At 64.0% G+C, this 19,248-nt stretch carries 20 protein-coding genes and 1 tRNA gene; 9 read left to right on the top strand and 12 right to left on the bottom strand.

Going from position 1 to position 19,248, the window contains the following annotated elements; translation table 11 throughout:
• Nucleotides 1–353 precede the first annotated feature (353 nt).
• Together LRP30_RS34225 and trxB are read right to left on the bottom strand one after the other, a co-directional pair.
• Complete coding sequence (locus LRP30_RS34225) at nucleotides 354–1,277, bottom strand: LysR family transcriptional regulator (protein WP_027575284.1); 924 nt, start codon at nucleotides 1,275–1,277, stop codon at nucleotides 354–356.
• Nucleotides 1,278–1,281: 4 nt separating this feature from the next.
• A complete protein-coding gene (gene trxB / locus LRP30_RS34220) occupies nucleotides 1,282–2,247 on the bottom strand; it encodes a thioredoxin-disulfide reductase (protein WP_128931483.1) in 966 nt (321 codons plus the stop codon).
• Nucleotides 2,248–2,513: 266 nt separating this feature from the next.
• Between trxB and LRP30_RS34215 the strand changes: the two genes are divergently transcribed.
• Nucleotides 2,514–2,993, top strand: a complete 480-nt coding sequence (locus LRP30_RS34215) for an Lrp/AsnC family transcriptional regulator (RefSeq protein WP_091886563.1) — start codon at nucleotides 2,514–2,516, stop codon at nucleotides 2,991–2,993.
• 325 nt (nucleotides 2,994–3,318) lie between these two features.
• Here the strand turns inward: LRP30_RS34215 and greA are convergent, their stop codons facing one another.
• The 3 genes from greA to LRP30_RS34200 all read right to left on the bottom strand — a co-directional run bounded on the left by greA (nucleotide 3,319) and on the right by LRP30_RS34200 (nucleotide 8,798).
• Nucleotides 3,319–3,792, bottom strand: coding sequence for a transcription elongation factor GreA (greA, locus tag LRP30_RS34210; RefSeq protein ID WP_027525218.1), 474 nt, complete (start codon nucleotides 3,790–3,792; stop codon nucleotides 3,319–3,321).
• A 230-nt stretch (nucleotides 3,793–4,022) separates the two neighbouring features.
• Entirely contained in the window at nucleotides 4,023–7,487 is a 3,465-nt protein-coding gene (carB, locus tag LRP30_RS34205; protein WP_128931484.1) for a carbamoyl-phosphate synthase large subunit, read from the bottom strand.
• A gap of 141 nt (nucleotides 7,488–7,628) precedes the next feature.
• Nucleotides 7,629–8,798 carry an MFS transporter gene (locus LRP30_RS34200; RefSeq protein ID WP_249757673.1) on the bottom strand — a complete coding sequence of 390 codons (1,170 nt, stop codon included), beginning with the start codon at nucleotides 8,796–8,798 and terminating at the stop codon, nucleotides 7,629–7,631.
• A gap of 108 nt (nucleotides 8,799–8,906) precedes the next feature.
• Between LRP30_RS34200 and LRP30_RS34195 the strand changes: the two genes are divergently transcribed.
• Complete coding sequence (locus LRP30_RS34195) at nucleotides 8,907–9,278, top strand: helix-turn-helix transcriptional regulator (RefSeq protein WP_249757672.1); 372 nt, start codon at nucleotides 8,907–8,909, stop codon at nucleotides 9,276–9,278.
• 226 nt (nucleotides 9,279–9,504) lie between these two features.
• Here the strand turns inward: LRP30_RS34195 and LRP30_RS34190 are convergent.
• Both LRP30_RS34190 and LRP30_RS34185 read right to left on the bottom strand, forming a co-directional pair.
• Nucleotides 9,505–9,580: transfer RNA gene (locus LRP30_RS34190), tRNA-OTHER, on the bottom strand.
• A gap of 54 nt (nucleotides 9,581–9,634) precedes the next feature.
• Nucleotides 9,635–10,336 carry a class I SAM-dependent methyltransferase gene (locus LRP30_RS34185; protein WP_249757671.1) on the bottom strand — a complete coding sequence of 234 codons (702 nt, stop codon included), beginning with the start codon at nucleotides 10,334–10,336 and terminating at the stop codon, nucleotides 9,635–9,637.
• Nucleotides 10,337–10,451: 115 nt separating this feature from the next.
• Here LRP30_RS34185 and LRP30_RS34180 point away from each other — a divergent pair, with 115 nt between their 5' ends.
• On the top strand, nucleotides 10,452–10,976 hold the full coding sequence (locus LRP30_RS34180; RefSeq protein ID WP_128947292.1) for a DNA starvation/stationary phase protection protein: 525 nt from the start codon (nucleotides 10,452–10,454) through the stop codon (nucleotides 10,974–10,976).
• A 153-nt stretch (nucleotides 10,977–11,129) separates the two neighbouring features.
• Here the strand turns inward: LRP30_RS34180 and LRP30_RS34175 are convergent, their stop codons facing one another.
• Complete coding sequence (locus LRP30_RS34175) at nucleotides 11,130–11,651, bottom strand: cupin domain-containing protein (RefSeq protein WP_249757670.1); 522 nt, start codon at nucleotides 11,649–11,651, stop codon at nucleotides 11,130–11,132.
• A 216-nt stretch (nucleotides 11,652–11,867) separates the two neighbouring features.
• Nucleotides 11,868–13,058: a glutamine-hydrolyzing carbamoyl-phosphate synthase small subunit gene (gene carA, locus LRP30_RS34170; RefSeq protein WP_091898753.1), complete on the bottom strand. Its 1,191-nt coding sequence runs from the start codon at nucleotides 13,056–13,058 to the stop codon at nucleotides 11,868–11,870.
• 226 nt (nucleotides 13,059–13,284) lie between these two features.
• Between carA and LRP30_RS34165 the strand changes: the two genes are divergently transcribed.
• The 6 genes from LRP30_RS34165 (at nucleotide 13,285) to LRP30_RS34140 (ending at nucleotide 17,809) form a co-directional block, all read left to right on the top strand.
• Nucleotides 13,285–13,740, top strand: coding sequence for a GatB/YqeY domain-containing protein (locus LRP30_RS34165; protein ID WP_128931490.1), 456 nt, complete (start codon nucleotides 13,285–13,287; stop codon nucleotides 13,738–13,740).
• A 180-nt stretch (nucleotides 13,741–13,920) separates the two neighbouring features.
• Nucleotides 13,921–15,531, top strand: a complete 1,611-nt coding sequence (locus LRP30_RS34160) for an acyl-CoA synthetase (protein WP_249761899.1) — start codon at nucleotides 13,921–13,923, stop codon at nucleotides 15,529–15,531.
• A gap of 9 nt (nucleotides 15,532–15,540) precedes the next feature.
• The gene (locus LRP30_RS34155; RefSeq protein WP_249757669.1) at nucleotides 15,541–16,008 is read left to right on the top strand and encodes a MarR family transcriptional regulator; all 468 of its coding nucleotides are present in this window, start codon (nucleotides 15,541–15,543) and stop codon (nucleotides 16,006–16,008) included.
• Between the two features lie 82 nt (nucleotides 16,009–16,090).
• Nucleotides 16,091–16,459 carry a nuclear transport factor 2 family protein gene (locus tag LRP30_RS34150; RefSeq protein WP_128931492.1) on the top strand — a complete coding sequence of 123 codons (369 nt, stop codon included), beginning with the start codon at nucleotides 16,091–16,093 and terminating at the stop codon, nucleotides 16,457–16,459.
• A 2-nt stretch (nucleotides 16,460–16,461) separates the two neighbouring features.
• Nucleotides 16,462–16,905, top strand: coding sequence for a hypothetical protein (locus LRP30_RS34145; protein ID WP_128947289.1), 444 nt, complete (start codon nucleotides 16,462–16,464; stop codon nucleotides 16,903–16,905).
• Nucleotides 16,906–17,035: 130 nt separating this feature from the next.
• Nucleotides 17,036–17,809 (top strand): DUF2189 domain-containing protein, encoded by a 774-nt coding sequence (locus tag LRP30_RS34140; protein ID WP_249757668.1) that lies wholly within the window; start codon nucleotides 17,036–17,038, stop codon nucleotides 17,807–17,809.
• Nucleotides 17,810–17,948: 139 nt separating this feature from the next.
• Here LRP30_RS34140 and LRP30_RS34135 read toward each other — a convergent pair whose 3' ends face one another.
• The 3 genes from LRP30_RS34135 to LRP30_RS34125 are packed head-to-tail and all read right to left on the bottom strand — an operon-like array spanning nucleotide 17,949 to nucleotide 19,235.
• On the bottom strand, nucleotides 17,949–18,461 hold the full coding sequence (locus LRP30_RS34135; RefSeq protein WP_249757667.1) for an SRPBCC family protein: 513 nt from the start codon (nucleotides 18,459–18,461) through the stop codon (nucleotides 17,949–17,951).
• A complete protein-coding gene (locus tag LRP30_RS34130; RefSeq protein WP_128931496.1) occupies nucleotides 18,461–18,928 on the bottom strand; it encodes an SRPBCC family protein in 468 nt (155 codons plus the stop codon). The genes LRP30_RS34135 and LRP30_RS34130 overlap by 1 nt, the downstream gene beginning before the upstream one ends.
• Nucleotides 18,921–19,235 carry a metalloregulator ArsR/SmtB family transcription factor gene (locus LRP30_RS34125; protein WP_249761898.1) on the bottom strand — a complete coding sequence of 105 codons (315 nt, stop codon included), beginning with the start codon at nucleotides 19,233–19,235 and terminating at the stop codon, nucleotides 18,921–18,923. The genes LRP30_RS34130 and LRP30_RS34125 overlap by 8 nt, the downstream gene beginning before the upstream one ends.
• Nucleotides 19,236–19,248 lie beyond the last annotated feature (13 nt).

Below are 19,248 nucleotides of genomic sequence, written 5' to 3'. Positions count from 1 at the left end.
ACGAAGTCAGCCTAGCGCGCGCAACATTCCGAGGTCCCCGGATGGGGGCCTTTTTTCGAAACGAGTGCGCACGACTTCGTGATCATTTGCAAATGATGCGAGGTATGCCTGGAACTGTCAATACACGCGGAAGGCGAAGCGCCATTTTGACGAAAAAAAGCCGGACCCGAAGGCCCGGCTTAGGTATTGGCCACGTGAGGCCGACACAATCACCTTCCAAGAGGGATTACTGAACTCCCGCGCCACTGGAGGAGGGGGACAAATGCGCAACGCGAAGGCTCAGCGTGCAAACAGTATGAGCTTGACGAGCGCCCTGCAGCAACAGCCGAGGCCGCATGTCAGTCATGCGGAAATCAGGACGGCCAGCGCTGCGCCTTGCTCACCACGAAGTCGCGGAACACCTGCACGCGTGCGACCGTCTTCAACTCCTCGGGATAGACGAAATAGGTGTCGAGCTGGATCGAATCCGATTCACCGAACAGCTGCACGAGCTTGCTCTGCTCCTCGACGAGGTAGTCGGGCAGGGCCGCGATGCCGAGGCCCTGCTGGCAGGCGCGCACGAGGCCGAGGATGTTGTTGACCTTGAAATAGGCTTCGCGCGGACCCGACCCGTTGCGACCGGCTTCGACCAGCCAGTTGCGGTTCTGCAGATGCGGCGCGAAGTTGCCGTCAGCAAGCGTGATGATGCGGTGGGAGTCGAGCTCCTCCAGCGTGCGCGGCGTGCCGAAGCGCTTGATGTATTCCGGCGAGCAATAGGCGTGAAAGCCCATCGCGAACAGCTTGCGCTGGATTAGATCGGGCTGCGTCGGCTTGCGGGTGCGGATCGCGACGTCTGCCTCGCGCATCGACAGGTCGAGCTCCTCATCGGTGACGATCAGCGAGATCCGGATCTCGGGATAGAGCGCAGTGAACTCGCCGAGCCGCGGGATCAGCCAGTTGATGCCGACGCCGGGCGTCGTGGTGATCTTGAGGTCGCCGCTCGGCCGCTCGCGGCTGTCGGTCAGCTTGGCGCGCGCCGCCTGCAGCTGCATGAATACGTCATGCGCAGTGCGGAACAGCAGGTCGCCCTGCTCGGTGAGGATCAGGCCGCGGGCGTGGCGGTGGAACAACGAGACCGAGAGCTCCTGCTCCAGCGCCGAGACCTGGCGTGACACCGCCGATTGCGACAGGCCGAGCTGCTCGCCCGCATGCGTGAAGCTGCCCGCTTCCGCCGCCGCGTGAAACACCTTCAGCTTGTCCCAGTCCATATCCGTAAATCCGTCGCGTGTTCGGGGCATGATTCTATTCCGCTGCGGCGCGCTCGCTGGCGCGCAGGGCCAAGAAACGTTCGGCTTCGAGCGCTGCCATGCAGCCGAGGCCGGCGGCCGTCACGGCCTGGCGATAGGTCTCGTCGGCGACGTCGCCGGCGGCAAACAGGCCGGGCACCGAGGTGGCGGTCGAGTTCGGGGCGACCTCGACATAGCCCGACGGTTTGAGCTTGACCTGGCCTTTGACGAGTTCGGTCGCCGGCGCGTGGCCGATGGCGATGAAGATGCCGTCGGTCTTCAGGTCCCTGAGCGCGCCGGTCTTGACGTTCTTGAGGCGCACATGGGTGACCTTGTTCGGGTTCTCGGTGCCGCAGATCTCGTCGACGGCAGAGTCCCAGACCACCTTGATCTTCGGGTGCTTGAACAAACGCTCCTGCAGGATGCGCTCGGCGCGGAAGTGATCGCGACGATGCACGATGGTCACCTGCGAGGCATGGTTGGTGAGGTACAGGGCTTCCTCGACCGCGCTGTTGCCGCCCCCGACCACCACGACTTCCTTGTTGCGGTAGAAGAAGCCGTCGCAGGTGGCGCAGGCCGAGACGCCGCCGCCCTGGAATTTCCCTTCGGACGGCAGCCCGAGCCAGCGCGCCTGGGCGCCGGTGGCGAGGATGACGGTGTCGGCGAGATAGACGTCGCCGCTGTCGCAGGTCAGGCGGAACGGCCGCTGCGCAGTCTCGAGCTTGGTGACCAGGTCGGTGACGATCGTGGTGCCGACATGGACCGCCTGCTTCTCCATCTGCTCCATCAGCCAGGGCCCCTGGATCACGTCGGCGAAGCCCGGATAGTTCTCGACGTCGGTGGTGATGGTGAGCTGGCCGCCCGGCTGGATGCCCTGGATCAGGATCGGCTCGAGCATCGCACGCGCGGCGTAGATCGCCGCCGTGTAACCGGCGGGGCCGGAGCCAATGATGATGACCTTTGCATGAACAGGAGCGGACATTTCGATGGACGCCTTTCACGGGGGATTTTGCAGCGCGGGCGCGGAACGTGCCGGGAGGCCTCGCGGAGGCGCTGAAATATCAGAGCTAATCTAAGCCTTCTTGTGAGCTATGCAAGAATTGCATTCCCTGTCGGCGGATTTTTCCAACAAGGAACAAAAGTCGATTGCGCTGCACGCGCAATAAAATTGCGCTGCGCGCGTGGACTAGGTATGACGATTGCGACAAACCACCCAATACCGCCGCAAAGGGCAGGAGTTCCAATCACGTGTCGCGGAACCTAGACGAGATCGACCTGAAGATTCTCACCGAGATTCAGGCCGACGGTCGAATCACGAATGTCGAACTGGCCAAGCGCGTCGGCATCTCGCCGCCGCCCTGCCTGCGCCGCGTCCGGGCGCTGGAGGAGGAGGGCTACATCCACGGCTATCGGGGCCTTCTGGACGCCCGCAAGCTCGGCTTCGACGTCACTGTGTTCGCCGCCGTGCACCTGTCCAGCCAGGCCGAGACGGATTTGCGCGCCTTCGAGGAATTCGTCCGCGCCGAGCCCTTGGTGCGGGAATGCTGGATGCTGTCGGGCGAGGTCGATTTCATCCTGAAATGCGTCGCCCCCGACATGGCGACCTTCCAGGATTTCGTCACCCATCTCACCGCCGCGCCCCATGTCCGCAACGTGCGGACGTCGCTGGTGCTGCATAATTCGAAATATGAGGCGGCGGTGCCGTTGGACGTGAAGGGACGAAGGTAACCTCTCTAAGCGTCCCTGCCGTCATCCTGAGGTGCGAGGCATCGGGCGCAAAGCGCCCGATGGGGAGCCTCGAAGGATGCACGGCCCGTATATGTAGCGGCGCGCGGCAACAGTTGGGCCGTCGCCCTTCGAGGGCCGCTGAAGTAGCGGCCACCTCAGGATGACGGTGATGGAGTGATGCTCGCTGCATCAACATCGTCATTGCTGTCGATGACGAGTGGAGAGAGCGCGACTTCATCTCGTGCACCGAGCAATGCGCAGACACAAAAAAGGCCGCGCAGCGCGCGGCCTTTTTCGAAACGTCGTCACAGGCAACGGCAAATCCTTACCGCCACTCCACCTTGGTGATCTCATACGCCTTGGCGCCGCCCGGCGTGTTGACCTCGACGGAGGCGCCCTTCTTCTTGCCGATCAGTGCGCGGGCGAGCGGCGAGGTGATGGAGATGCGGCCCTTCTTGGCGTCGGCCTCGACCTCGCCGACGATCTGCCACACCGTCTTCTTCTCGGTGTCCTCGTCGACCAGCGTCACGGTGGCGCCGAACTTGATGGTGTCACCGGAGAGTTTCGAGATGTCGATGATGTCGGCGCGCGCAAGCTTGTCCTCGAGCTCGGCGATGCGGCCTTCATTGTGGGACTGCTCTTCCTTCGCGGCATGATATTCCGCGTTCTCCGACAGGTCTCCGTGCGAGCGCGCCTCCGCGATATGCTCGATGATCCGCGGACGATCCACGGACTGGCGATGCTTCAATTCTTCCCCGAGCGCGGCAAATCCGGCCGAAGTCATCGGAACCTTTTCCATCTTCTCTCTCGTCCTTCGGTCGCGCGCCCCAGAACATGAATGAGCGCCCAACCTTGATTCGTCGGTCTTTCCGGGGCTCGACACGCGGGCCGCCGGACGTTGACAGATATGGGCTTAGCGTCGGAACAGAACACCCCCATGGCCGGACAGTTCCTCCGGCCATTGTGGCTTCATTGCCAATCACTTAGCGGAAAGCTTGAGCCCCCAAGGCCTTGGCCCCCCGCTAGCGATCAGGTTTCCGAAAAGTAGCTCTGCAGGGTACGAACCTCAAGGTCCCCGCCCAGATAGGCGCGGATGCCCTGCGCGGCCGCCACGGCCCCGGAAAGAGTGGTGTAATACGGCACTTTATGCAAGAGGGCCGCGCGCCGCAGCGAGCGGCTGTCGGCGAGCGCCTGCGGACCTTCGGTGGTGTTTAAGACGAGCTGGACGTCGCCATTGGTGATGGCGTCGACGATGTGCGGCCGGCCCTCCAGCACCTTGTTCACCTTCTCGGTCGGGATGCCCTGATCGGTCAGGAAGCGCTGAGTGCCCGACGTCGCCAGCACCTTGAAGCCGAGCGAATGCAACTCGCGAACGGCGTCGGCGATCCGCGTCTTGTCGCTCTCGCGAACCGAGACGAACACCGTGCCCTTGCGCGGCACCCGCGTGCCGCCGCCGAGCTGGCTCTTGGCGAACGCCACCGCAAACGAGCGGTCGATGCCCATCACTTCGCCGGTCGAACGCATCTCGGGGCCGAGCACCGTGTCGACGCCGGGGAAGCGGGCGAAGGGGAAGACCGATTCCTTGACGCCGACATGCTTGAGCTCTGCCTTCTTCAATTTGAAGTCGGCGAGCCTCTCGCCGGCCATGATGCGCGCGGCGATCTTTGCGACCGGCGTGCCGATCACCTTGGCGACGAACGGCACCGTGCGCGAGGCGCGCGGATTGACTTCAAGCACGTAGATCTCGCCGTCCTTGATGGCGTATTGCACGTTCATCAGGCCGACCACGTCGAGGCCGAGCGCGAGCTCGCGGGTCTGCCGCTTCAGCTCCTCGATCATCCCGGCATCGAGCGAGTGCGGCGGCAGCGAGCAGGCGCTATCGCCGGAATGGATGCCGGCTTCCTCGATGTGCTCCATGATGCCGACGATGAAAGTGTCCTTGCCGTCGCAGAGGCAGTCGACGTCGACCTCGGTCGCATCCGACAGGTAGCGGTCGAACAGCAGCGGGTTCTTGCCGAGCACGGTGTTGATCTGCCCGGTCTTGTCGTTGGGATAGCGCGCCTTGACGTCGGCCGGCACCAGCTCCGGCAGCGTGCCGAGCAGATAGTCGTTGAGCTGGTTCTCCTCGCGGATGATCTGCATGGCGCGGCCGCCGAGCACATAGGACGGTCGCACCACCAGCGGCAGGCCGAGATCGGCGGAGACGAGCCTCGCCTGCTCGACCGAATAGGCGATGCCGTTCTTCGGCTGCTTGAGCCTGAGCTTGTCGAGCACGCGCTTGAAGCGGTCGCGGTCCTCGGCAAGGTCGATGGCGTCCGGCGAGGTGCCGAGGATCGGCACTTCGGCGGCTTCCAACGCGTGCGCCAGCTTCAGCGGGGTCTGACCGCCGAACTGCACGATCACGCCGTGCAGCGTGCCCTTGCTGCGCTCCTTGGCAATGATCTCCAGCACGTCCTCGGCGGTGAGCGGCTCGAAATAGAGCCGGTCGGCAGTGTCGTAGTCGGTCGACACGGTCTCCGGGTTGCAGTTGACCATGATGGATTCGTAGCCGGCGTCATGCAGCGCGAAGCAGGCGTGACAGCAGCAATAGTCGAACTCGATGCCCTGGCCGATGCGGTTCGGCCCGCCGCCGAGGATGATGACCTTCTTCTTGTCAGACGGGGTGCTCTCGTCCGCAGGCGCACCCGCAAACGGCGCCTCATAGGTCGAATACATATAGGCGGTGGGGGAGGCGAACTCGGCCGCGCAGGTGTCGATGCGCTTGTAGACCGGGCGAACGCCGAGCGCGTGGCGCTTCGCCTTGACTTCGGCCTCCGTCGTCTCGGCGAGCACCGCAAGGCGCGCATCAGAGAAGCCCATGGCCTTGAGCGAGCGCATGCCGAAGGCATTGCCAGGAAGGCCGTTCTTGCGAACCTTCTCCTCCATGTCGACGATGCCGCGCATTTCGCCGAGGAACCACGGATCGATCTTGCAGGAGTTGAAGATGTCCTCGTCCGACCAGCCGAGCCGCATGGCCTGGGCGACCTGAAGCAGCCGGTTCGGCGTCGGCGTGCCGAGCGCGGCGCGGATCGCGTTCTTGTCGTCGTCGCGGCCGAGACCTTCGATCTCGATCTCGTCGAGGCCGGTCAATCCGGTCTCGAGCCCGCGCAAGGCCTTCTGAAGGCTTTCCTGGAAGGTGCGGCCGATCGCCATGACTTCACCGACCGACTTCATCGAGGTCGTCAGCGTGGTGGAGGCACCCGGGAATTTCTCGAAGGCGAAGCGCGGCACCTTGGTGACGACGTAATCGATGGTCGGCTCGAACGAGGCCGGCGTGGCGCCGCCGGTGATGTCGTTGGCGATCTCGTCGAGTGTGTAGCCGACCGCGAGCTTGGCGGCGACCTTGGCGATCGGAAAGCCGGTGGCCTTGGAGGCCAGTGCGGACGAGCGCGACACGCGCGGATTCATCTCGATGACGACCATGCGGCCGTCGTCGGGATTGACGCCGAACTGCACGTTGGAGCCGCCGGTCTCGACCCCGATCTCGCGCAGCACCGCCAGCGAGGCGTCGCGCATGATCTGATATTCCTTGTCGGTCAACGTCAGCGCCGGCGCTACCGTGACGGAATCGCCGGTGTGCACGCCCATCGGATCGAGGTTCTCGATCGAACAGACGATGATGCAATTGTCCTTCTTGTCGCGCACCACCTCCATCTCGTACTCTTTCCAGCCGAGCACGGATTCTTCGATCAGCACTTCGTTGGTGGGCGATGCATCAAGGCCGCGTTCGATGATGTCGAGGAACTCTTCCTTGTTGTAGGCGATGCCGCCGCCGGTACCGCCCATCGTGAAGGAGGGGCGGATGATCGCGGGCAGGCCGATCTCGGACAGCGCCATCATCGCCTGGCCCAGCGCATATTCCTGATAGCGCTTGCGGCGGTCGCCTTCGCCGAGCGTCCATTGCCGGTCGAGCTCTTCGAGAGCCGCGCCCGACAGCTTCTCGCGTTCGGCGTGGTATTTGTCGCGGAACGACTTCTTCAGTTCGGACGCGTTGGCGAGCCGCGACTTCGGCGTCTGCAGCCCGATCTTCTCCATGGCGTTGCGGAAGAGCTGGCGGTCCTCGGCCTTGTCGATCGCGTCAGCGGTGGCGCCGATCATCTCGACGTCGAACTTCTCCAGCGTGCCCTGTCGGCGCAGCGACAGCGCGCAGTTCAGCGCGGTCTGGCCGCCCATGGTCGGCAACAGCGCGAAGCCGCCGGGAATGACGTGGCGTTCCTTCTCGATGATCTTGGCGACGATCTCGGGCGTGATCGGCTCGATATAGGTCGCATCGGCCAATTCCGGGTCGGTCATGATGGTGGCCGGGTTGGAATTGACGAGGACGATGCGATAGCCCTCTTCCTTCAGCGTCTTCACCGCCTGTGTGCCCGAATAGTCGAACTCGCAGGCCTGGCCGATCACGATGGGACCGGCGCCGATGATGAGGATGGTCGAGATGTCGGTTCGTTTAGGCATCACCGCTCGCGGGCTGGATTTTGGGCACAAAAAAAGGGCGCGCTTGCCGCGCGTCCCCTTTAGCCGAGAGCGCGGGTTTCCCTCGCGCGCGGGTGGGTCTTAGACCAGTTTTCGGGGCGGCGAAACCCCGAAAAACGCCCATCAACCGGCAATTTTGACCGGTTTTGGCCGCGCCTGCCAGCCGCGGGCGAGGTGCACCAGAAGCGAGGCCGCAACGCTCGTTCCGCCGATCCAGCCGAGGTCGTTGGGCGAGAGGGTGGCCAGCACCGCGCCGCCCAGCGCGCCGCCGATCGCGAAGCCGAGATACATCGCGGAAGCGTTGAGCGAGAGCGCGATCATCGAGGCCTGCGGTTCGATCCGGATGATGCTGGCGATCTGGGCCGGATAGAACGCCCAGCCCGAGAGGCCCCAGAGGAAGATCGCGCCCAGCACCGCATAATGCGCCTGTCCCGGCATCAGCTTCAGGACCAGCGAATGCAGGATCAGCGCGCTCGCCATGCCGGCAAGCCCGAGGGCCGCGGTGGCGAGCGTGCCGAGCCGGTCGGCCAGGACGCCGCCGAGCATGTTGCCGATCGCGGCGGCGCCGCCGAACACCAGCAGCGCCAGGCTGATCTGCGACGCGTTGAAGCCGAGGCCGCGCAGCGGAATCGCGAAATAGGTGAATACGGTGAAGCCGCCGAGTGCCCAGAGAATGGTGATCACAAGCGCGACCAGCACGTTGCTGTGACGCGCCACCGCCAGCCGCTCGCTGAGCGAGGCCGTGTTGCGCGGCAGGCCTTTGGGTAGCCCGAGCAGCAGGCCCGCCAGCGCCACCGTGCCGATCAGCGCGACCATGGCGAAAGTTGCGCGCCAGCCGAGCAGGCTGCCGACGAGATTGCCAAGGGGAACGCCGATGACGGTCGCGACCGTGAGGCCCGAGGTGACGAGGGCCACCGCACGTCCGCGCCGTTCGGGCGAGGCGACCGCCACGGACACCGCGAGCGCCGTCGGCATACACAGCCCCGAGCCCAGCGCCATCAGCATGCGCGGGGCCAGCAGCAGGGCGTAGTTGGATGCCACCACCGCGGCGAGGTTACCGGCGATGAAGGTCGTCAGTGCCAGCGCCAGCACGGTGCGGCGGTCGATGTTGTTGAGTGTCACAGCCAAGATCGGCGAGCCCACGGCATAGGTGAGGGCGTAAGCCGTGACCAGTTGCCCGGCGGCCGAGACCGAAATCGTGAGGTCGGTGGCGATCGCGGGCAAAAGCCCTGCAATAACAAAGCCTTCCGTGCCGATCGCGAAGGCCGCCAAGGCCAGCCAGAATACGCTCATGGAGAAATCCTTATGTTCAACGTTTATTGAACTATTGGCTCGGCTGATCCAGGAGTCAATTGGTTCAAGAACTATTGAACATCGCGGCCTTTTCGCTATGATTGATCCATGAGCCGCACGCCCCTTCACCCGACCCGCGAGCAGATCGAGCTGCCGATGGTCCTGGATTGCCTGAGCGATCCGATCCGATTGGCAATCGTCTATCAGCTCGCGCAGCAAAAACGTGTCAGCAGCGAGCTCTGTTGTGGCGATTTCAGCGGCCTCGGCGGCAAGTCCAACCTCGCCTATCACTTCGCCAAGCTGCGCGAATGTGGGCTGATGCAGACCCGCGTGGCCGGAACAAACCGCTTCATGCGGCTGCGCCGCGAGGATCTGGACGCGCGCTTCCCCGGCCTGCTCGATGCCATCATCAGCTCCGCAGCCAGGGATGCCCGCCGGCTTCAGCTTCTGTCCGAGTGCGATCTGATTGGGGCAGATTGAGCGGCGGATACAGTCCGTCTACGCTTCAGCTTCGCTTCAGTTACGCCGGACACGCTTCGCCCCTGGGGGTCTCACGAGGCTGCGCCACGCCCGCCTTCGCCCTTCGGGCTTCGCCCCGGCAGCCTTCACTATGAAAGGGCTTGCCTAGCCGAACCCGCCTTCGCTCTGCGAGCTATGGCGAGGCGAGGCTGGCTTGCCAAGCCGAAGCTGCGGTAGCAGCGAAGGCTGGAGACCCGGCCTGGATTTGAACCAGGATGAAGAGCGTTGCACCGCCCTCGCGTAGACGCTTCCGCCACCGGGCCAGGGCGATCATTACCGATTGCAGTGCGACAGGCCACAACGGCTGATTGTTATGCTTAACGAATAAGAGGCGGCCGCGCGACGAAGGTCATGCGCCAGCGATTGTGGCCGATATTGCTGTGTGCGCGTTGGACCACGAACCCGGCCGCGGTCAGCTTGGCGGTGATCTCCGCCTCGCTGTAGCGCTGGAGCCCGATGCGCGTGCGCAGCTGGCGGTAATCCGACAGCGCGGTGCTGATCAGCCCGACCAGCGCGTCTTTCAGGAAACCGTGCCGCAGGCCGAAGCCGAGCAGCGCCAAGACGTCCCTGACCATGCCGACATTGGGCTGGAGGATGTCGCCGAGCACAAGCTTGCCGGAGGGTTTCAGAATCCGGCGGATGTTGAGGAGGGCGGCATCGAGCTCCTCCGGCGTCATGTATTGCGCGACCGAGTTCATCACGACGAGATCGACCGACTGGTCCTGCATCTTGCGGACGTCGTCGAGCGAGCGGACGCGGATCTTGGTGTTCGGGGCGAACCGCGCGATCAGTCGGCCGCGCACCCCGGGCGCGGGCTCCGCCAGGATCAGCTTGCCGCAGGCGGATGCCACCTGGTTCGCCGACAGCGCCTCGCCGCAGGCATAGTCCAGCACTACGGCCTCGGGCGAGGGGATATAGCCGATGATGTCCCGCGCAATGATCTGGAAGTGCAAGTCGCGATGCAGCTTGCTGACATAGATCGTATGCGTGGAGTCGTAATAATCGATCCAATCGTCCATGGTACTCGAGGGTCCCGGCCAAATGGTTCCGCTAAAAGGAACCGGCGCTGCCCGCCTTGCGTTAGGGGTGCGACGGCGCGCCGTCAATGTCCGCGTCCTAACAGGAAGGTCTCCCGTGAGCAAAACCAACAACAAGGTCTCGCCCGATCTCGACACCCCCACCGATCTGTCGCCCGATGGGGTCAAGAAGGTCTCGGAGGCGCTCAACGTGCTTCTGGCCGACGCGTTCGCGCTGTATCTGAAGACCAAGAATTTCCACTGGCACATCAGCGGGCGGCATTTCCGCGATTACCATTTGCTGCTCGACGAGCAGTCCGATCAGATCTTCGCCACTACCGACCAGCTCGCCGAGCGCGTCCGCAAGATCGGCGGCACCACGCTGAAGTCGATCGGCCAGGTCGCAAAGCTCCAGACCATCAAGGACAACAACGAGAACTACGTCCCGCCGCGCGAGATGCTGCGCGAGCTGATGCAGGACAACAAGCATGTCGCCGCTGCGATGCGCAAGGCACACGACGTCTGCGACGAGGCCGGCGATGTCGCCAGCGCCAGCATCCTCGAAGTCTTCATCGACGAGACCGAGCGCCGCACCTGGTTCCTGTTCGAAGCGACACGGCAGGAGGGCAGCAACGCGGCGTAGGGGCCGCAACTGCCGTAGGTGGGCAAAGGCGCGCCATTGCGCGCCGTGCCCACCATCCATCCTTACGGTCGATGTGTTTGGTGGGCACGCTTCCGCCTTCGCTCTTCGAGCTACGGCGGACGAGTCGCTTTGCCCACCGGCACCGCGCTTTGGCTATCGCCACAGCCGCATCAACGCGCCATCCTTGCCCGTCACGGGATCGGCCGGCGGCAACGCCACGTTCGGAATCGTCTTCAGCGCCTTGGCGTGGTTCTCGGGCGTCGCGCGCGTGATCTCCATCTTGGCGCCCGGCGGATAGGCGCCGATCACGCAGAAATCGTCGCTCGCCTTGATGCATTGATGGCCGGTACCGGCCGGAAGGATCGCGACATCGCCGGCCTTGATCTGAAGTTCCTGGCCATGATCGCCGCCGAAGCGGACGCGAGCACTGCCGCGCGCAACGCCGAGCACCTCGTGCACGGTCGAATGATAGTGCAGATACTCGTAGACGCCGTTGCGCCATGTGCCGCCCCAGCCGTTCGCTTCGAACAGCTCTTCGATGGTCTCCTCCGGATGCTCCGGATCGAGCTTCACCGCGCTCTGGTAAACCAGGAACGGGAGGATGTTGTTCGGCACGAGCCCGTCATCCTCGAACACGATGGCAAGCGGCTCGGCCTTGTCGCGGACGACGGACATGGTGGGGCTCCGGCTAGACGAAGATGCGGGGACAACATTGAAGCGGGAGGAGGCGTTCCTCTACCGTTCTCGTGTCCCGGACACGATGCAGCGCGCAGCGGTGCGTCGCTGAGCCGGGATCCAGAAAGCCCAGCGTGGGCCCCGGTTCAGCAGCGCATCACGCCGCGAAAAGCGGCGCGCTGCACTGCGCCCGGGGCACGTGAGCCGTAGTGTTCCTTAAGCGCTCTTCTTTTGCCGCATCAGCTCCGCGAAGCGCTGGAACAGATAGTGCGAGTCGCGCGGACCCGGGGATGCCTCAGGGTGGTACTGCACCGAGAACACCGGCTTGCCGTCGAGCTGGATGCCGCAATTGGAGCCGTCGAACAGCGAGATGTGGGTCTGCGTCGCTCCCCTCGGCAGCGTCGTCTCGTCCACGGCAAAGCCGTGGTTCATCGAGGTGATCTCGACCTTGCCGGTGGTCTCGTCCTTGACGGGATGATTGGCGCCGTGATGGCCCTGATGCATCTTCTTGGTCTTGGCGCCGACGGCGAGGCCGAGCATCTGGTGGCCGAGGCAAATGCCGAAGGTCGGCGTGCCCGACTTGATCACGTCCCGGATGACGGGCACGGCATATTTGCCTGTGGCGGCGGGATCGCCAGGGCCGTTCGACAGGAACACGCCGTCCGGCTTCATCGCCAAAATGTCTTCGGACGAGGTCGTCGCCGGCACCACCGTCACCTTGCAGCCGACGCCGGCGAGCAGGCGCAGGATGTTGCGCTTGATGCCATAGTCGATGGCGACGACGTTGAACTCCGGCTCGTCCTGGCGGCCAAAGCCCTTGTCCCACAGCCAGGGCGTCTCGTCCCAGGTGAAGCGCTGGCCGGAGGTGACCATCGGCACGAGGTCCATGCCTTCGAGGCCCGGCCATTCGCGCGCCTCTTCCTTGAGGCCATGCAGGTCGAACTCGCCGGTCCTGGAATGGGCGATCACGGCGTTGGGCATGCCCTTCGAGCGGATCAGCGCGGTCAGCGCGCGGGTATCGATGCCGGAGAGGCCGATGATGCCGCGGGCCCTCAGCCACTGGTCGAGATGCTTGGTGGCGCGGTAGTTTGAGGGATCGGTGATCGCGGTGCGCAGGATCACGCCGCGCGCGCCGGGCGTCGCCGCCATGTTCACCGTCTCGATGTCGTCCTCATTGGTGCCGACATTGCCGATATGCGGGAAGGTGAAGGTGATGAGCTGGCCGGCATAGGAGGGATCGGTCAAAATCTCCTCATAGCCGGTCATCGCGGTGTTGAAGCAGACTTCACCGACGGCGTGGCCTTCGGCGCCGAGACCAAAGCCTTCGAGCACCGTGCCATCGGCAAGCACGAGGAGCGCGGTCGGTTTGTGGTCCGGCCAAGCGGGATCGTTGTCATGTTGTGTCATGAGCGCGTTTCATAGTCTGCGCAAACGCCGCCGTCAAAGCGGGAGAGGCCGGATTCACATGCGTTTTTGCATATTTGGCGGGCGGCTTCAGGTACTTAAGCCGGAACTGGCAATTTTGAGCCATTTCGAGCCCTGGCAAGGAAACAATGCACCGGCGCCCGGACCGGTATGGCCTCTTGCCCGCGAACGGCTTAGATCAGGCGCGACAGATTGAGAGGATCCGACCATGCTGCGCGACGACATCAACAATGCGGTCAAGGAGGCCATGAAGGCCAAGGACGAGCGCAAGCTGTCCACGCTGCGCATGGTCAACTCGACCATCAAGAATGCCGACATCGACGCTCGCGGCAGCGGCAAGCCGCCGCTGTCGGACGCCGACATCCTCGCCGTGCTGCAGAAGATGATCAAGCAGCGCCAGGAGGCGGTCGAGCTCTACGACAAGGGCGGCCGCGCCGAGCTCGCCGCTCAGGAGCGCGAGGAGATCGCAGTGATCTCGGCGTACCTGCCGAAGCAGATGTCGGACGACGAGGTGAAGAAGGCGATCGCGGATGCGATCGCTGAAACGGGCGCCGCCGGCATGAAGGACATGGGCAAGGTGATCGCGGTATTGCGAGCGAAATACGCCGGACAGATGGATTTCGGCAAGGCGTCCGGCCTGGTGAAGGCCGCGCTGTCGGGCTAGCTCGTTCTTCCCCTCTTCCCTTTGTGGAGAGGGTGGCATAGGCGGCCTTCGGCTGCCGGCGCTTCGCGCGTCATGCCCGGGCTTGTCCCGGGCATCCATGGCCTTAAACTGGTGGCAACGAACAAGAACGTGGCTGGCCGGGACAAGCCCGGCCATGACGCCGACCGCGGAAACGACCCCATGCTCACCGAAGCCGCAACCTACGACGAGCTCTATCGCAATTTCCGCTGGGACATCCCCGCGCGCTTCAACATGGCGGAGGCGTGCTGCGATCGTCATGCCGATGGCACGGGCGGGCTCGCGCTGATCTATCTCGACGACAACGGCGCCACCACGCGCACGTCCTTTGACGAGGTCGCCGAGATGTCGCGCCGCTTCGCCAATGTGCTGACGGCGGATGGACTTGCGCGCGGCGACCGCGTCGCGGTGTTCCTGTCGCAGTCGCTGGAGCTGCCGATCGTGCACATGGCGGCTTTCCGTGCAGGCCTGATCTCGATCCCGCTGTTCGCGCTGTTCGGCGAGGACGCGCTGGAATTCCGCCTGTCGAATTCCGAGGCCAAGGCGATCGTCACGGACGAGGGCGGCTGGGACAAGCTTGCAAAGATCCGTGATCGCCTGCCGGAGCTGAAGAATGTCTATGTCGTCGGCGCGCGCGCACCCGAGGGCGCGAAATCATTCTGGGACGCGGTGAAGGCAGCCTCGCCCGACTTCACGCGGGTCGATACCTCCGCCGATGATCCCGCGCTGATCATCTATACCTCGGGCACGACCGGAAACCCCAAGGGCGCCCTGCATGCGCACCGCGTCGTGCTCGGCCATCTGCCGAACGTCGAGATGTGCCACAACTTCCTGCCGCGCCCCGGCGATCTCATGTGGACGCCGGCGGACTGGGCCTGGATCGGCGGCCTCGTCAATGGCCTGCTGGCGTTCTGGTATCACGGCATTCCCCTGGTCGGTCATCGTGCGCGCAAATTCGAGCCGCAGGCGGCGATGCAGATGATGGCGGACCTCGGCGTGCGCAACGTCTTCCTGCCGCCGACCGCATTGAAGCTGATGCGGCAGGCCGGTGTGAAACATCCGGGTGTGAAGCTGCGCAGCATTTTTACCGGCGGCGAGTCTCTGGGTGGCGAATTGCTCGGCTGGGTGCGCGACACCTTCGGCATCGATGCGCACGAAGTCTTCGGCCAGACCGAGTGCAATCTCGTGATCGGCAGCAACTCCAACCTGTTCCCGATCCGACCCGGCGCGATGGGCAAGGCGACGCCGGGCTTCGACGTCCGCATCGTCAACGACAAGGGCGAAGAGCAGAAGCGCGGACAGCGCGGCATCATCGGCGTGCGCCAGCCATGTCCCGTCACCATGCTCGAATATTGGCGCAACCCGGAGGCGACTGCGAAGAAATATGCCGGCGAATTCCTGCTCACCGGCGATCTCGGCGTGCAGGATGAGGACGGCTATTTCTGGTATGTCAGCCGCGAGGACGACGTCATCACCACCGCCGGCTATCGCGTCGGCCCGTCCGAGATCGAGCACACGCTGATGAAGCATCCGTCGGTGGCGATGGCCGCCGTGGTCGGCATTCCCGATCCGATCCGCACCGAATCGATCAAGGCCTGGATCGTGCTGCGCCCCGGCTTTACCGGCAGCGACGCGCTTGCGCGAGAAATCCAGGAGTTCGTGAAGGTGCAACTCGCCGCTCACGAATATCCGCGCTTCGTCGCGTTCGCGGAGACGCTGCCGATGACCGCCACCGGCAAGGTGCTGCGGCGCGAGCTGCGGGCGAAGGGTTAGCTTCCGACAATGGCAAAGACGTCTCAAGCCGCGGGGCTTCACCGCGCCTCACTGCCGAAGCTGCACGATCTGGATGCGGCGCTGGAGCTGATGTATTACGGCTGGCGCGGCATGACGCTGGAGGCCGACGCATATCTTGCGAAGCAGGGCCTGTCGCGTCCGCACCACCGCATCCTCTACGTGGTGGCGCGCCGGCCCGACATCGCGATCGGGTCGCTGATCGAGATCCTCGGCATTTCCAAGCAAGCCCTCAACCGGCCGCTCAACCTGCTGCTGGAGCGCAAGCTCGTGACGTCGAAGCGCTCGCCCGAGCAGCATCGCTCGAAACTGCTGCGCCTCACGACGGCGGGACAACGCATCGAGCAAAGGGCATCGGACCACGAACGCAAGGTGCTGCGCGAAGCGTTCGACCGCGTCGGCGCGCCGGGCACGGCGGCATGGATGGGCGTCATGGAGGCGATCGCCGACAACAACTGATCGAAATCTAAAGTCAATATAGTTGACATGAGGTTCTGGCTTTGCCATTTTCCCGGCCAACGAGCCAGGGAGGGCGCCGATCATGGGTGCACAGGCAATGAATCGCGCGACCATCGAACGCTTTGTCGCGGCATGGTGCGCGAGCTGGTGCAGGGTCGATATCGATGCGGTCGTCGCGCATTTTGCCGACAATGCACAGATGCGCAGTCCTCTTGCTCTCACACTGACGGGCTCTCCACTCGTCACGGGCGCCGAGAACATCCGCGCCTATTGGCGGAAGGCCTATGGCCACATCGAGAGCGCCGACCTGAAGATCCTGGGCTGGAGCTGGGATGAGGCGATCGCGCGACTGACCGTGTGGTGGCAGCTTGGCGACACACGCGCCAGCGAGTTCATGGACTTCGACGATGCGGGCCGTGTGGTGCGCAGCGAAGCTTTTTACGGAAAATAGTCATGCGCTTTTCGGATATCGTCCTGCTCCTCAACACGCTCTGGTTCGTCGGCGCCTTCATCCAGTTCAGCATCGCCCAGCGCAACACGCTGAAGATCCTGCTGCCGCGGGAAGAGCGCAGCAATCCGATCGCACCGACCCTGGCGGCCAGCGTCGCGTTCCTCGGCGGGATGAATCTACCGATCGGACTGTTGTCGTTCTATCTTTTGGCCGCGCGTCCGTCCTTCTTCCAGCCGGTCGAAGCCCAGCTCGCGCTGTTCCTGTTCTTCGCCGCCTGCCATTTCAGCCAGTTCGCCTACAACGTTCCGGTGCTGATGCGCGGCGGCCGCGTCGGGGTGGCCTACTGGCCCGTGCTGAAAGGCCCGATGCTCAGGATCTTCGTCATCGATGCGGCTCTGTTCGTGGCAAATCTCGGTGTGGCGCTGCTGCTCACATCGCGCGCCTGACAAGCGCTACGTTTTCCGGTGGCGGATGGCGGTATCAGCCGACCGTCAACTCTTCCAATGCAAGGATCGCGAGAGCGAGCTAACATCAGCCCAACAGCACGCGGCGAAGATCGCGTGAGGGAGGAAGCTGATGTCCATCTCGGGCAAGGTTGATCCGGTGGTGCGTCCCGTTGCGGCGACCGACATCGCCGAGGCGCTGGTCGAGGGCCTGCGCGATTTCCAGGCGCTGCCGCTCTACGGCGTCTGCTTCGGCGCGCTCTATGCCGCCGGCGGCATCGTCATCATGCTGTGCCTCACCGCCTTCGGCATGGTCTATCTGGTCTATCCCCTGGCGGCGGGCTTCGCGCTGATCGGACCGTTCGTCGCGATCGGTCTCTACGAAGTGAGCCGCCGCCGCGAGCGCGGCGAGCCGGTCTCCTTCGGCGCGATCTGGTCTGCGGTGCGCTCGCGCAGCGAAATCGGCTGGATGGCGTTCGTGACGCTGTTCGTGTTCGTGGTCTGGATGTACCAGGTGCGGCTCCTGATCGCGCTGCTGCTCGGCCTGCATGCCTCGTTCTCGAGCCTTCAGGAATTCATGACGGTGGTGTTGACGACCAACGAGGGCTTACTGTTCCTCGCCATCGGCAACGTGGTCGGTGCCGTGCTGTCGCTGATCCTGTTCTCGCTGACCGTGGTGTCGTTTCCGCTGCTGCTCGACCGCGACGTCGATTTCGTCACGGCCATGGTGACGAGCGTGCGCGCGGTGGTGACGAGCCCGCTGCCGATGATCTCATGGGCCGCGGTGATCGTGATGCTGCTGATCGTCTCGGCGCTGCCTTATTTTCTCGGCTTGATCGTGACGCTACCGGTGCTGGGGCATGCGACCTGGCATCTCTATCGGCGGCTTGTGGTGCCGATTCCATAGTCGTGTCCTGGCGAAAGCTAGGACCCATTACCCCGGGGAGCAGTTTGGCGCGAACTGGTCATGACCAGCCTTCGTCAAATCGGCTTTGGTGGCAATGGGTCCTGGATCTGCGCGCCACTTCGCGGCACTTGTGCCGCAACTACGGCGTCTTGATCCCCATCGCCTTCAGCGCATCGAGCATCCGTTGCGGCGGGCCCAGCTTGACGACCAGCGGCTTGCCGGTCTCGAGCAGGCTCTTGAGGCTGGACAGGATCGCCGGCCAGCCGGAGCGCCCGCCTGCAAGAATATCATCGCTGAGCGGGCGATCGTGGCCTTCGCTCATGGTGAGCCGGACCGCATCGCCGACCTGTTCGATCTCGTAGGTGACGAGGGTCGGGCCGAGCTTCTCGATCAGATCGGGCCAGTTGACGTTGAACGTGACCGCGAGCTTCCGTGGCGGGTCGTAGCCGAGAACCTCGCCGTTGATGTGCAGGGCGCCGTCAGGCGTGCGCACGATGAAGGCACCGCCGAGCCGTGGCTCGACCTCGACGGCATTGCCGAAGAAATATTGCTGGCTGAACTCCGCCGAGGTCAGCGCCTCCCACACCTTCTCCGGCGTGGAGGCGATGTAGATGGTGTAGACGGTGAGCGGCGTGAATTGATCGAGGCTCATCACTCAAATCCTTCGATACCGAGTGCGGCGGGCGGAATCGTGGGCGCCTTGCCGGTCTCCAGCAGGCTCTTGAGCCCGGACAGGATCGCGGGCCAACCCTTGGAGATGCCGTCGAGCAGCTTGCTGCCGGCGGCGAAGCCTTCATGCGTCACCGTCAGCTTCACGAGATTGCCGTGAGGCACGATGGTGAAAACGACTTTCGTCGCCGCCTCGTTCCGCATCTCCTCCATCAGCTCGTGCTTGAACGTATAGGAGAGCCGCCGCGGCCGGTCGGCCTCGAGGATCTCGCCGGTGTCCGTGACCTTGCCGCCCATCACGAGGGCGAGGGGCGAGCCGACCTTCCAATCGGACCTAACTTCGGTGTCGAACCAGTACTGCCGCGTGAACGCGCTGTTGGTCAGCGCCTCCCAAAGCTTCTCCGGCGTGGTCTCGATATAGGTGACGTAGACGAACTCCGGCTTACTCATCGCGCTTCTCCAACTGACGTTTCAACTCGCTGAGCGCGGCGAGCTTGCCGCGCTCGAACTTCCTGATCCAGCGTTCGCCGATCTGATGGATCGGCACGGGGTTGAGATAGTGTAGCTTCTCGCGGCCATGCCTGATGGTGCTGACGAGGTTGGCTTCCTCCAGAATGGCAAGATGCTTGGTCACGGCCTGACGCGTCATCGCAAGTCCCTCGCAGAGCTCGTTCAGCGTCTGGCCGTTCCGGGCGTGAAGCCTGTCCAAGAGCGAGCGTCGTGACGCATCGGCGAGCGCTTTGAAGACCTCATCCATGGCCGTGATAATA

Source organism: Bradyrhizobium sp. C-145 (assembly GCF_023375135.1).
In the GTDB taxonomy this organism is placed as follows: domain Bacteria; phylum Pseudomonadota; class Alphaproteobacteria; order Rhizobiales; family Xanthobacteraceae; genus Bradyrhizobium; species Bradyrhizobium zhanjiangense.
The sequence above is the reverse complement of the archived record's forward strand: the minus strand, read 5'-3'. Positions and strand labels throughout refer to the sequence as shown.